This window comes from Nocardiopsis sp. NPDC101807 (genome assembly GCF_044766605.1).
GTDB lineage: Bacteria > Actinomycetota > Actinomycetes > Streptosporangiales > Streptosporangiaceae > Nocardiopsis > Nocardiopsis tropica.
In genome coordinates this window covers 136,115-148,743 of record NZ_JBIWMK010000009.1, presented here as the reverse complement: position 1 = coordinate 148,743, position 12,629 = coordinate 136,115, and the positions used below count along the sequence as shown (strand labels likewise).

Annotated in this window: 13 protein-coding genes and 3 tRNA genes; 14 read left to right on the top strand and 2 right to left on the bottom strand. The window is 71.6% G+C overall.

The genetic code is table 11. From position 1 onward, the window contains the following. The first annotated feature begins 122 nt into the window (after positions 1–122). From ACIRPH_RS25790 to ACIRPH_RS25755, 8 genes are all read left to right on the top strand, one after another. Complete coding sequence (locus tag ACIRPH_RS25790) at positions 123–2,225, top strand: AAA family ATPase (RefSeq protein WP_402918817.1); 2,103 nt, start codon at positions 123–125, stop codon at positions 2,223–2,225. 228 nt (positions 2,226–2,453) lie between these two features. Further along, a tRNA-Thr gene (locus ACIRPH_RS25785) sits at positions 2,454–2,529 on the top strand. A 100-nt stretch (positions 2,530–2,629) separates the two neighbouring features. Beyond that, positions 2,630–2,705: transfer RNA gene (locus ACIRPH_RS25780), tRNA-Met, on the top strand. Positions 2,706–2,807: 102 nt separating this feature from the next. Further along, positions 2,808–2,972, top strand: coding sequence for a 50S ribosomal protein L33 (gene rpmG, locus ACIRPH_RS25775; RefSeq protein ID WP_013156089.1), 165 nt, complete (start codon positions 2,808–2,810; stop codon positions 2,970–2,972). 134 nt (positions 2,973–3,106) lie between these two features. After that, complete coding sequence (locus tag ACIRPH_RS25770; protein ID WP_402918815.1) at positions 3,107–3,550, top strand: MaoC family dehydratase N-terminal domain-containing protein; 444 nt, start codon at positions 3,107–3,109, stop codon at positions 3,548–3,550. 31 nt (positions 3,551–3,581) lie between these two features. Next, positions 3,582–4,007, top strand: coding sequence for a MaoC family dehydratase (locus tag ACIRPH_RS25765; RefSeq protein WP_330159885.1), 426 nt, complete (start codon positions 3,582–3,584; stop codon positions 4,005–4,007). A 27-nt stretch (positions 4,008–4,034) separates the two neighbouring features. Then, positions 4,035–5,144 carry a UDP-N-acetylmuramate dehydrogenase gene (locus ACIRPH_RS25760; RefSeq protein ID WP_402918813.1) on the top strand — a complete coding sequence of 370 codons (1,110 nt, stop codon included), beginning with the start codon at positions 4,035–4,037 and terminating at the stop codon, positions 5,142–5,144. 402 nt (positions 5,145–5,546) lie between these two features. Then, positions 5,547–6,140: a TMEM165/GDT1 family protein gene (locus ACIRPH_RS25755; protein WP_402918811.1), complete on the top strand. Its 594-nt coding sequence runs from the start codon at positions 5,547–5,549 to the stop codon at positions 6,138–6,140. Here the strand turns inward: ACIRPH_RS25755 and ACIRPH_RS25750 are convergent. Then, on the bottom strand, positions 6,103–7,182 hold the full coding sequence (locus ACIRPH_RS25750) for an adenosine deaminase (protein WP_402918809.1): 1,080 nt from the start codon (positions 7,180–7,182) through the stop codon (positions 6,103–6,105). The genes ACIRPH_RS25755 and ACIRPH_RS25750 overlap by 38 nt on opposite strands. 356 nt (positions 7,183–7,538) lie before the next feature. Between ACIRPH_RS25750 and ACIRPH_RS25745 the strand changes: the two genes are divergently transcribed. From ACIRPH_RS25745 to rplA, 5 genes are all read left to right on the top strand, one after another. Then, positions 7,539–7,611: transfer RNA gene (locus tag ACIRPH_RS25745), tRNA-Trp, on the top strand. A 100-nt stretch (positions 7,612–7,711) separates the two neighbouring features. Continuing rightward, a complete protein-coding gene (secE, locus tag ACIRPH_RS25740; RefSeq protein ID WP_267946703.1) occupies positions 7,712–7,966 on the top strand; it encodes a preprotein translocase subunit SecE in 255 nt (84 codons plus the stop codon). Positions 7,967–8,137: 171 nt separating this feature from the next. Next, positions 8,138–8,929, top strand: coding sequence for a transcription termination/antitermination protein NusG (gene nusG, locus ACIRPH_RS25735; RefSeq protein ID WP_402918806.1), 792 nt, complete (start codon positions 8,138–8,140; stop codon positions 8,927–8,929). Between the two features lie 288 nt (positions 8,930–9,217). Then, positions 9,218–9,646 carry a 50S ribosomal protein L11 gene (gene rplK / locus ACIRPH_RS25730; protein WP_330159891.1) on the top strand — a complete coding sequence of 143 codons (429 nt, stop codon included), beginning with the start codon at positions 9,218–9,220 and terminating at the stop codon, positions 9,644–9,646. A 122-nt stretch (positions 9,647–9,768) separates the two neighbouring features. Continuing rightward, positions 9,769–10,446, top strand: coding sequence for a 50S ribosomal protein L1 (gene rplA, locus ACIRPH_RS25725; protein WP_330089899.1), 678 nt, complete (start codon positions 9,769–9,771; stop codon positions 10,444–10,446). A gap of 80 nt (positions 10,447–10,526) precedes the next feature. On the opposite strand, the gene ACIRPH_RS25720 is transcribed toward rplA, so the two are convergent. Beyond that, complete coding sequence (locus ACIRPH_RS25720; protein ID WP_402918803.1) at positions 10,527–11,357, bottom strand: hypothetical protein; 831 nt, start codon at positions 11,355–11,357, stop codon at positions 10,527–10,529. A gap of 693 nt (positions 11,358–12,050) precedes the next feature. Here ACIRPH_RS25720 and rplJ point away from each other — a divergent pair. Next, positions 12,051–12,578 carry a 50S ribosomal protein L10 gene (gene rplJ / locus ACIRPH_RS25715; protein ID WP_402918801.1) on the top strand — a complete coding sequence of 176 codons (528 nt, stop codon included), beginning with the start codon at positions 12,051–12,053 and terminating at the stop codon, positions 12,576–12,578. Positions 12,579–12,629 lie beyond the last annotated feature (51 nt).

The window sequence follows — 12,629 nt, the reverse complement described above, 5'->3', positions numbered from 1 at the left end:
CCCGCGGGCGGGCGGGGCGCGGAGCGGAACCGCACACCCGGGAAGGGGGGAACCACGAATGCTTCCTCCCCACCTGTCCTAGTCTGCTTGTGCGGCAACGACGACAGAGCGGGGTGACGAAGGTGACTCGGGTACCCGAGACGTTCGACGGTGGCGGTACGGACGCGCAGAGCGCCCCGTCGGCCGGGGACGACCCCACCACGACCTCGCTCCTGGACGCGCTGGCGGCCTCCGGGCTGCCACGGGAGGTCCGGTCGTGGGTCACCGCCGCCCTGTGGGGCGAGGACGCCCTCGCCGCGCTGCTCGACGGCGAGCACATCCCCGACCCGGCCGCCGGCGGACCGCCCGCGGCGCCCGCGCCGCCGGGCAGGGTCCGCCGCTCCTACCTCACCGGCATCCGGGTCCAGGGCTTCCGGGGGATCGGCCGCCCCTCCGAGCTGTCCTTCCCGCCCGGCCCGGGGCTCACCGTCATCGTCGGCCGCAACGGCTCCGGCAAGTCCAGCTTCGCGGAGGCGGCCGAGGCCGCCCTCACCGGGCGCAACCCGCGCTGGGACGCGATGCCGACCGGGTGGCGGGACGGCTGGCGCAACCTGCACTACGACGAACGCACCGAGGCGACCGTCGACATCCACGTCGCCGGGGACGAGGGCCCCACCCGGATCACCCGCCGCTGGACCGGCGAGAGCGTGCGCTCCGCGCGCGGCGAGGTGGTCCGCCCCAACGGGGAGGTGGCCCCGCTCCGCACCCTGGACTGGGGCGAGAGCCTCGTCCGCTACCGCCCCTTCCTCTCCTACGACGAGCTCGGGCGCACCGTCACCGGGCGCTCGGCCGAGCTCTACGACACGCTCACGGCGCTCCTGGGCCTCACCGGCCTGGCCGAGGCCGAGCGCAGGCTCGCCAAGGTCTGCGACTCCCTGGCCAAGCGGCGCGACCGGCCCTCGCGGGAGCTCGGCCACCTGGTCGACGCGCTCAGGGGCTCCGGCGATCCCCGGGCCGCCCAGGCCGTCCACCTCCTCGGCGCGCAGCACCTCGACATCGAGGCGCTCCGCCGGATCGCCGAGGACGACGGGCCCAGCGACCCCGCCCTGCACGTCGTCCTGCGGCGCCTGCGGCGGCTCTCGGTCCCCGAGCGAACCGTCATCGCCGACGTCGTCAACGAGCTGCGCGGTGCGTCCATGGAGCTCGCCATGGCGGCGGGGAGCAAGGGCGACCACGCCCACGGCGTCGTGCAGCTCCTCGAACAGGCGCTGGAGCACCACAAGCGGCACCCCTCCGACACCACCTGCCCCACCTGCTCCGCGCCCGGGGCCCTCGGCGCCGACTGGGTCCGCAGGGCCAACGCCCAGCTGAGGACCCTGCGCACCCAGGCCGCCCCGGCCTCGGCCGCCTACGAGCGCGCCTCGGCCGCCCGGGACCAGGCCCGCTTCCTGCTCTCCCCCGCCCCCGGGTGGCTGCCGCCGGAGAGCGAGCTGGGCCAGGTGTGGGCGCTGTGGGAGTCCGGCTCCGACATCACCGACCTCGCCGAGCTGGCCGAGCACATCGAGGCGGTCGGCCGCCGGCTCCGCTCCGCCGCCGTCAGCGCGCGCCGGGACGCGACCGAGCGGCTGGAGGACCCCAGCGGAGGCTGGGGCGACCTCGCCGAGCGGCTCGCCGGCTGGCTGGACGAGGCGCAGGACGCCCTCCGCGCCAGGGACGTCCTGTACAGCGCCGAGGCGGCCCTCGACTGGCTGGCCGACCAGGCCCGGGGCCTGCGGGCGGAACGGCTCGGCCCGGTCGCCTCACAGGCCGAGCAGGTGTGGTTCCGGCTGCGCCAGGAACGCCGCATCGACCTCCAGGGCATGCGCCTGATCGGGCGCGGCGCCCGGAGGCGGGTCGAGGTGGACGTGACCGTGGACGGGGTCGACGACCAGACCAGCGCGCCCGGCCTGCTCAGCCAGGGGGAGTTCCAGGCCCTGGCGCTGTCCATCTGCCTGCCCCGCACCCTGGTGGAGGGCAACCCGTTCGGCTTCCTGCTGCTCGACGACCCCGTCCAGGCGATGGACACCGAGACCGTCGAGGGGCTGTCCTCGGTCTTGGCGGAGGTGGGCCGGCACCGGCAGCTGATCGTGTTCACGCACGACACCCGGCTCTCCGACGCGCTGCGCCGCCTCGGGCTGCCCGCGACCATCCGCACCCTCAACAGGGACGCCATGTCCAACGTGTGGGTGTCCGACGGGGCGCTCTGACGCCCGGCCACGGCGTCCCGGCCCCGGGACGCCGGGAGCGGCCTGGATCACACGCAGGCTCGCGAAAGGGGCGGAAACCGGTTCCGAGCTGGGGTTTCGCTTCGGAGGGGCGGGCCGCCGGGGTCGCCGGGGCCTTTGATTTGGCAGACCACCCCCGAATCCCTGTATAGTCATGACCAGCGCAAGGGGGCAACACCCCCGGGGCGGTCGACACAAGCCCCACAGCGCGCCCCTTTAGCTCAGTCGGCAGAGCGTCTCCATGGTAAGGAGAAGGTCTACGGTTCGATTCCGTAAAGGGGCTCCACCACTTGACGAGGTCCGGTCCACTCAGGTGGGTGGCCGGTGGAGCATCTACCGGCCTGAACCGGGACCGGTCCCCACGGGGGCCGGGTTCCGTTGATCGGGGCGGGGTAGCTCAGTCGGTAGAGCAAGCGGCTCATAATCGCTGTGTCGTCGGTTCAAGTCCGGCCCCCGCTACCAACCCGTTGACCCCTGGGACACCGTTCTCAGGGGTCGTCGCGGGCGCTTTGCAGTGTTCTACTGCGCACTAGGTACTGTTTCCAGCGAGAAAGGCACTCCGAAGTGGCTGCCACAGACGTGAGGCCGAAGATCACCCTGGCCTGCCAGGAGTGCAATCACCGTAACTACATCACGCGCAAGAACCGTCGGAACACCCCCGACCGGCTCGCGATCAAGAAGTTCTGCCCGAACTGCCGCAAGCACAACGAGCACCGCGAGACCCGCTAGGTCCTCGCGAGCGGCGCGGCTGAGGCCGACGTGAGCTTCTCATAGACTTCCAGCCCGGTGAGCGATCCGCTCACCGGGCTGTTCGCGTATCCGGGCCCCTCCGGCCCGCGTTGCAGAACCAGGAGAGGGAGAGCGTGGCGATCAACCCTGACTACCTCGGCCGGGAGTACCCCGCGCCGGAGTCCTACGAGGTGACCCGGGGCAAGATCCGGGAGTTCGCCGAGGCGGTCAACGACCCCAACCCGGTGTACACCGACACGGCCTCCGCCAAGGCCGCCGGGTACCCCGACGTGATCGCGCCGCCCACCTTCCCCGTGATCCTGGGCATGGCCGGGTCCGCGCAGGCCATCGCCGACCCGGGGCTGGGGGTCGACTTCTCCCGTGTCGTGCACGGCGACCAGCGCTTCCGCTACAGCCGGCCCCTGCACGCCGGCGACGTCCTCAGCAGCGTCACCCGCATCACGGGCATCAAGTCCCTCGGCGGCAACGAACTGCTCACCCTGGAGACCGTGGCCGACAACGCCGACGGCGACCACGTGGTCACCACCACGATGATGCTCGTCGTGCGCGGCGAGTGACCCCATCCACAGGAACGTGAGGAACGCGATCGTGAGCAGGCTGAGCCACGCCGACGTCGAGGTCGGCGCCGAGCTTCCCGAGCGGACCTTCCCGGTCCGCCGACTGGACCTCGTCCGCTACGCGGGCGCCTCCGGCGACTTCAACCCCATCCACTGGAACGAGCGCTTCGCCAAGTCCGTCGGGCTCCCCGACGTCATCGCCCACGGCATGTTCACGATGGCCGAGGCCGCGCGGGTGCTCACCGACTGGACCGGGGACCCCGGCTGCGTCGTCGACTACTCGGTGCGCTTCTCCGCGCCCGTGGTCGTCCCGGACGACGACGAGGGGGCCGAGATCACCGTCGGCGGCAAGGTCAAGTCCAAGAACGACGACGGCACCGTCACGGTCCTGCTGACCGCCCGCTCCGGCGGCGCGAAGGTCCTGGTGCAGTCCAAAGCCGTCGTCCGCCTGGCCTGACGGCAGTAGCGAAGCAGTGAGGTGACCGTGTCCACAGTGCGCGAGAACGAGGCCCCCGAGAACCAGGTCCTCTGGCTCTGCGACCACACCACGCTCGGCCTCGGCGGCCCGGCGACGACCTCCCTGACGGCCCGTACGACCGATGAGCTGGTCGGGGCCGTCGCCGCGGCCGACGCCGCGGGGGAGCCCGTCCTCGTCCTGGGGGGCGGGAGCAACCTGGTCGTCTCCGACGACGGGTTCCCGGGCACCGTGGTCCTCGTGGACACGCCCGGGGTCTCCTTCGAGGAGACCGGCGACACCGACCCCGGGACGGGCGAGCCCGTCGTGCTGCTGCGCGCCGAGGCGGGCGTGGAGTGGGACCCGCTCGTGGAGCGCACCGTCGCCGAGGGGCTCAACGGCCTGGAGTTCCTCTCCGGCATCCCCGGCCGGGTCGGCTCCACCCCCATCCAGAACGTCGGAGCCTACGGCCAGGACGTCAGCCAGACCATCCGCGAGGTGCTGGTCTACGACCGGCGGACCGGCGAGCGGCGCGTCCTGGGGAACGCCGAGTGCGGGTTCACCTACCGCGACAGCGCCTTCAAGGGCGACGACCGGTACGTGGTGTGCGAGGTCGTGTTCGCCCTGCGCCGGGCCAAGCTCAGCCGCCCGATCGCCTACGCGGAGGTCGCCCGCACCCTGGGGGCCGAAGCGGGGGACAGGGTGCCGCTGGAGCGGGCCAGGGAGACCGTCCTGGGCCTGCGCAGGGGCAAGGGCATGGTCCTGGACCCCGACGACCCCGACACCCGCAGCGCCGGCTCCTTCTTCACCAACCCGGTGGTCACGGCCGAGGAGTTCGCCGAGGTGCGCGCACGGGCCGACCGGCTGCTCGGCGCGGACGCCGGGATGCCCGGGCACCCGGACGGGAACGGCGGCGTCAAGCTGTCCGCGGCCTGGCTCATCGACAGGGCGGGGTTCCGCGGCCACGCCAGGGGGACCGCCCGCATCTCCTCCAAGCACGTGCTCGCCCTCACCACCGTCCCGGGGGCGCCCACCACCGAGGACCTCCTGGCCCTGGCCCGGGACGTCCGCGACGGCGTCGAGGAGGCCTTCGGGGTCCGCCTGGTCAACGAGCCCGTGATGGTCGGCGTCTCCCTCTGACGGCTCACGCCCCCGGCCGCCGCGCCGACCCGCGTGCGGTCGGGGGCCGTCATGCCGCACAACAGAGTGGCCTTTCCCCAAGAAAGAAGTTCGGTGAACCGAACTCGTTTATGAGTCGCTCCGAATAAAGAAATGCGAAGGGGCAATGAATTGCCCTCCGCCGTTCTTTGCGCATAAAGTACGTGTGTCGAAGGGGAGTAGTCCCCAATGCGTGCGATCGACACACTGGCCGCCCCGCGGCCCGGTCGTACGAGCCCGAACCGACGAGGAGCCCCCGGTCCGACGGGGGCCGCATTCCGGCGCGGCGGGCGGACGAGACCTTTGACCCGGTTCAGGACGACCGGGTTGAAGGGGCGCTCTCCGCCTCCTTCCGCCCTGCACACCTCGTACGGAGGCAGACGCATGACCGCTTTTCTCGCGGGCCTCGGATTCAGCGCCGTCGCCATCTTCATCGCCGAAATGGGCGACAAGACCCAACTCGTCGCGATGTCCCTGGCCACCCGCTACCGGGCCCTGACGGTCCTCCTGGGCATCACCGCGGCCACCCTCGTCGTGCACGCCGGGAGCGTGTTCCTCGCCGAGGTCCTGGGCGCCGCCATCCCCACCGACTGGCTCACCCTCGTCGCCGGCGCGGCCTTCCTCCTCTTCGGGCTGTGGACCCTGCGCGGCGACGAGATGACCGAGAACGACGAGAGGCGCGCCGCCTCCAGGCGCATCCGCTCCGCGTTCATGACCGTCTTCGTGGTCTTCCTCGTCGCCGAGCTCGGCGACAAGACCATGCTCGCCACCATCACGGTCGGCACCCAGCACCACTGGCTCCCCGTCTGGATCGGCTCGACCCTCGGCATGGTCGCCGCCGACGCCATCGCCATCGCCCTCGGCGCGGCCCTCGGCAAGAAGCTCCCCGAGCGCGCCATCCGGATCGGCGCCGCCGTCCTCTTCTTCGGGGCGGGAGCGGTCATGCTCGGCCAGGGGGCGTGGATGCTCCTGGCGTAGCGTCCGGCACGGGCTCCGAGGCCAGCCAGGCCTCCACCCCGCCCAGCAGTTCCTTCTTGAGCGCGTCCGGCGCTCCCGACCCGCGGATCGACATCCCCGCCAGCGTCGCCAGCTCGGCGTCCGAGAAGCCGAACACCTCGCGCGCGATCCGGTACTGCTCCACCAGGCGGGGACCGAACAGCAGCGGGTCGTCGGTCCCCAGGGCGATCGGGACCCCCGCGTCGAAGAGTCTGCGCAGGGGCAGGTGCTCCAGGTCCTCGTACACGCCCAGGCCCACGTTGGAGGTCGGGCAGATCTCCAGGGTGACCTCCTGGGTGGCGATCCGCTCGACCAGGTACGGGTCCTCCACGGCGCGGACGCCGTGGCCGATCCGGTCGGCGCTCAACTCGTCCAGGCACTCGCGCACGCTGCGCGGCCCCTGGAGCTCGCCCCCGTGCGGGGCGGACAGCAGGCCGGCCCGGCGGGCGATCCTGAAGGCGCCCTCGAACTCGCGGGCGCGCCCGCGCCTCTCGTCGTTGTTCAACCCGAACGAGACGACCCCCTTGCCCGCGTACTGCCGGGCCAGCCTCGCCAGGGCCTTCGCGTCGAGGGGGTGCCTGGTCCGGTTGGCGGCCACCATCAGGCCGACGGCCACGCCGGTGTCGCGCTCGGCGGCACGGGCCGCGTCCAGGATCAGCTCCAGGGTGGCGGTGAGGCCGTCGAAGAGGGACGCGTACCCGCTCGGGTCGACCTGGATCTCCAGCCAGGCGGACCCGGCCTCGCGCTCGTCCTCGGCGGCCTCGCGCAGCAGCCGGTACATGTCCTCCGGCCGGCGCAGCACCGAGCGGGCGATGTCGTACAGCCGCTGGAAGCGGAACCAGCCGCGTTCGTCCGTGGCCCGGAGCCGGGGAGGCCACTCCTCGACCAGGGCCTGGGGAAGGTGTACTCCGCGCTCCTCGGCCAGCTCGACCAGGGTCGAGTGCCGCATCGAGCCGGTGAAGTGCAGGTGCAGGTGGGCCTTGGGCAGCCGGTCCAATCGGCGAGCGGTGGTCGGTGTCTCCATGAACCAAGCCTGCCGTATCACGGGCGCCCCCGGTGCCAGGACGCCGTACTTGCCGCGCCGGGGCCGCGGGACGGGTGCCCCGGGCCGGAGCCCGCGGCGGGGGCGCCGGAGCCGGGACGGCCCCGGCGCGTGCGCGGACAGAGGGGTCGGGCGCCCGTGGCGCCACGCGGGCCCGTCCCGGGCCGTGGGCCCCGAGAGGCGGCCCGGGCAGGGGCGCCGCCCCTCCGGCGGTTTGGTCAGATCGGGCGAATGGGCATACACTCGGTCGCGCCGAACGGTCGTGGCCCAGGTGTTACCGGGCCACCAGTGTGCGTAGCGCGCGACGACCGGCTATGGTGGGAGCGCAGTTTCCGTCAAGGGCAGTGGCTCAATTGGTAGAGCACCGGTCTCCAAAACCGGCGGTTGGGGGTTCGAGTCCCTCCTGCCCTGCAAGTCCGCGCGAGCGGAGTGGCGGCCTCCGGGCCGACACTCCGCACGGGGCATCGGAACTACGGGGATTTCTGGCAGCCCGCGACCCTAAGGACCCCAGGTGACACAGACTGACGCCGACGCGAAGCCCGACAAGGAGCCGAAGCGTCGTACCGGTCCGGTGACGTTCACCAAGCAGGTCGTCGGTGAGCTGCGCAAGGTCCGCTGGCCCACGCGCCGCGAACTGGTGACCTACACCATCGTCGTCCTCGTCTTCGTGGTGGTCGTCCTCGGCTACGTCTCGCTCCTGGACTGGGGCTTCGGCGAGGCCATCACCTGGCTCTACGGCACCTTCGGTCGCCCGGCGGGCGTCTGACCGAGACTTCTGGGCCGCGCCTGCCGGACGACCGGGGCGCGGCCCCGCTCGTCCGCGCGTCGGTCCCGCGCCGCCCGGACAGACCGTAAGCTGGCATGACTGGGTTCGACGCAGACCGCTGTTCGGCGTGCGTCGCTCCGCAGAGCGCATCCGACGAGAGAAAGAGCAGCCGTGTCCGAGTCCCCACTGACCTCTGACGACTTCCCCGATGAGGAGCCGGATCAGTCGTCTGCGGAAGAGACCGGCCTGGCGGGCGAGCTGTCCGAGGACGCGGCCGACAAGGCCGACGACGACAGCCCTGCTCTGACCGGCGACGCGGACGAGAACGACGAGGGCGAGGAGGAGGCCGAGGAGGCCCCGCGCCTCGACCCCGTCGAGGAGTTCAGGAACGAGCTGGTCCTGCTGCCCGGCGACTGGTACGTCGTGCACACCTACGCGGGCTACGAGAAGCGGGTCAAGGCCAACGTCGAGAGCCGCACCCAGTCCCTCAACATGGAGGAGTACATCTTCCAGGTCGAGGTGCCCGAGCACGAGGTCACCGAGGTCAAGAGCGGCAAGCGCCAGCAGGTCACCGAGAAGGTCCTGCCCGGCTACGTGCTCGTCCGCATGGACCTGACCGACGAGTCCTGGTCGGCCATCCGCAACACCCCCGGCGTCACCGGCTTCGTGGGCCTGTCCAACAAGCCGGCCCCGCTGAGCCTGACCGAGGTCGCCAAGCTCCTCGCGCCCGAGCCGGAGCAGGAGCCGGAGCAGGCGCAGAAGGCCCGCACGGGCGGCGAGGTCCGCTCCGACGTGGCCTACGAGATCGGCGAGTCCGTCACGGTCATGGAGGGCCCGTTCGCCACGCTGCCCGCCACGGTCAGCGAGATCAACCCGGACACCCAGAAGCTCAAGGTGCTGGTGTCGATCTTCGGCCGCGAGACCCCGGTCGAGCTGTCCTTCACCCAGGTCGCCAAGATCTGACCCGGGCCGCCGTCCGGCGGGGCGCCGTGCCCGCCGGACGACCGTCAAGGCACTCGTCACGGCGGCATAGACTTGGTGGGTCCACCCTCGCGGTGGACCCACTCCCGTGTCCCGCCCAGGCAGGGCACGCCACGGCCCGCCAGGTCCCGGCGGGCCGCCGCCCCCGCGCCCTCCGGCGCGGGGCCGCGCCTCCTTCGGCAGCGGCGCCGCAGCGGTCACCACGACCGCACGGCGTCGTCAGGGAGGCCAGGGACCAGCACACAACGCAGATCAGGCAAAGGACCCGATATGCCTCCGAAGAAGAAACTGGCCGCACTCGTCAAGGTGCAGCTCCCCGCCGGCCAGGCGACCCCGGCGCCGCCCGTTGGTACCGCCCTCGGTCCGCACGGCGTCAACATCATGGACTTCTGCAAGCAGTACAACGCTGCCACGGAGTCCCAGCGCGGCAACGTCATCCCCGTAGAGATCTCCATCTACGAGGACCGTTCCTTCACCTTCGTCACCAAGACGCCTCCGGCGCCGAAGCTGATCCTGAAGGCCGCCGGGCTGGACAAGGCCGCCACCGACCCGGGTCGCAGCACGGCTGGTTCCATCACCGCCGAGCAGGTCCGCGAGATCGCGCAGACCAAGCTGCCCGACCTCAACACCGACGACATCGAGGCCGCGACCAAGATCGTCGCCGGCACCGCCCGTTCGATGGGCATCGAGGTCAAGTAGCCCCCCGCACGGTGGCGCCGTCCCCAGACGGGGCGGGGCGACCGGGGACGCTCGACGTTCAAGAACCACCGTGGCAGGGCCAGGCGCTGGCCCGACGACCACACGTTCCCTAGGAGAACAGCGTGAAGCGCAGCAAGAACCACCGCAAAGCCAGCGAGCTGGTGGACCGCGACAAGCTCCACGGCCCCGCCGAGGCCGTGAAGCTCGCCAAGGAGACCGCCAGCGCCAAGTTCGACTCGACCGTCGAGGTCGCCCTGCGCCTGGGCGTCGACCCGCGCAAGGCCGACCAGATGGTCCGCGGCACCGTGAACCTGCCGCACGGCACCGGCAAGACCGCTCGGGTCCTGGTCTTCGCGACCGGTGAGCGTGCCGAGCAGGCTCTCGCCGCTGGCGCCGACATCATCGGCGACGACGAGATGATCGAGAAGGTCGCCAAGGGCTACACCGACTTCGACGCCGTCGTCGCCACCCCGGACCTCATGGGCAAGGTCGGCCGCCTGGGCCGCGTGCTCGGTCCGCGTGGCCTGATGCCGAACCCGAAGACGGGCACCGTCACCCCGGACGTGGCCAAGGCCGTGACCGACATCAAGGGCGGCAAGATCGAGTTCCGCGTGGACCGCCACGGGAACCTGCACTTCATCATCGGCAAGGCCTCCTTCGGCGAGCAGCAGCTCCTGGAGAACTACCAGGCCGCGATCGACGAGGTGAACCGCCTCAAGCCGTCGGCCGCCAAGGGCCGCTACATCAAGAAGGCCGTGGTCAGCACGACCATGGGCCCGAGCATCCCGCTCGACGCCTGACGTCCTTCCGCGTAGCCGTCACGCAGACGGCGACGGCCCCCGCGTCCACCGGACGCGGGGGCCGTTCCTCGTGCGGGCCCCTACAGGTCGGTGATCTCGTCCTCGCCGGGGATCTCGAAGGAGGTCTGGCCCAGCTCGGAGAAGACCATGGACACGTCGGCCTTCTCGTCGGAGAAGTCGAGGCGCATCGGGAAGCCGTCCCGGCCGACCCAGATGGACACGTCGACGGAGCCGCTGACGTCACCGATCAGCTCCAGCACGGCGAGCTTCTGCTCGGCGTCCAGGGCGTCGATCTCCTCCGCGGTCATCGTGCCCTCGACGAGGGTGGTCTCGACACCGCCGACCTCCTCGGTGCCGGCCTCCTCGATCTGGTCGATCTCGGCGAAGGCGCCGACCAGGTCGGGCAGCGAGGCGATGTCGAACGTCTCCTGCGGGCTCAGCTCCGCCGTGTCCTGGACGCCGCGGGCCCAGGGGGTGTCGACCTCCTGGAGGCCGTTGTGGTTGGACACCAGGGACTCGCCCTCCGCGGGGACGATGAGGATGGTCGTGCCGAGCTCCTCGGCCGTCAGGCCGAGGTCCTCCCCGCCCATGGCGGCGAGCTCCAGCAGCATCTCGCCGACGAAGGGCATCACCATGGTGACCTGCGCGGCCTCGGGGTCGTCCATGACCTCGTAGGTCATGGTCATGTCCATGGAGCCGAGCTCGGGGTCGGGCATGGACAGGTCGAGGTCCAGCGTGTAGTTGGTGACCTCCTGCGTGCTCGAGGCGAGTTCGGCGAGCATGTCCAGGACACTGCCGCCCTCCGCGGGCTCCTCGGCCGCCTCGACCTCGACCGCCTCCTCCTCCGGGGCCCCGCCTCCGCAGGCGGTGAGGGCGAGGGCGAGGGTTCCCGCCGTGATCAGGGCGGGCATGCGCGTCTTCACGAAGGTGTTCCGCTTTCTTGGGGTGGGGGACGGGCACGTCTGGGAGCGGGGGTGCCCGGGGGATCATCTTCCCGCACGCAACCGACATATCGGTCGATTATTCGCGAGTTGCCCCTTCGACGGCCGGTCTCCCGGTACGGTTCCCGCGCGTGCGCGGGGTGCGCCCCCTGGTCCTCGGGACCGGCCCCGACCGGCGTGCGGTTCCCGCGCGTGCGCGGGGTGCGCGCGATCACACCGGCGGTTCCGCGGAAGGGGGCGAGCACCCCCGGACGTCGGTTACGATGGAGACTGCCGAAGACCGCTGGTCGCCACCCGCAGGGGTGGCCCAAGGACCCATCCGCGATGGGCGCCCGCGCAGGTGTCACTAGAGCTTTCCCGTTCCGGGCGCGCACTCCGCGCCGAGAGAACGCGGTCGTGCCCCGTGCGCCTGGCGCTCGGGGCTTTTTCTCGTGCTGACGCCGATCGCGCGAGTCCTCGGGAACCGACCGGCGTTCGTACCCGCACCGGCCGGCACCGGTGGTCCACCGGGCCCCGGCCGGAAGGCAGGCGGAGGCGGAGCGGGTCCGTTCCGGCTCCGTCCGGGGCGGTCCGCCGGCGCACGAGTGCAGGAACTCCGCCCCGCGAGGTGCGGGACACCCCGCCGTCAGGCGCGGGATCGAAGTCAATGTTGGAAGGAGTCCCATGGCGAGGCCGGACAAGGCAGCCGCGGTCGCCGAACTCACGGAGGAATTCCGTGAGTCGAGCGGCGCCGTGCTGACCGAATACCGGGGGCTCACTGTCGCGCAGATCACCGACCTGCGCAACAGCCTCGGCCAGAACGCGCGTTTTCGCATCGTCAAGAACACGCTGACCAAGATCGCGGTCAAGGAGGCCGGCGTCGACCAGGAGATCCAGGATCTTCTGGTGGGCCCGTCCGCCATCGCCTTCGTCCACGGTGACGTGGTCGAGGCCGCCAAGGGTCTGCGCGACTTCTCGAAGGCGAACGCGCCCCTGGTGATCAAGGGCGGCATCGTCGACGGCAAGTCGATGAGCGCCGAGGACATCACCAAGCTGGCCGACCTGGAGTCCCGCGAGGTTCTCCTCGCGAAGCTTGCCGGCGCGCTCAAGGCCAAGCAGGGCCAGGCCGCCGCCGTCTTCCAGGCGCTTCCCTCCAAGGCCGTGCGCCTCGCGCAGGCCCTGGCGGACAAGCGTTCCCAGGAAGCTGCCTGAACCTTTTGAACCGCGGCGGGCGCCGAGGGCGCCCCGCCGAAGGCTCGCACG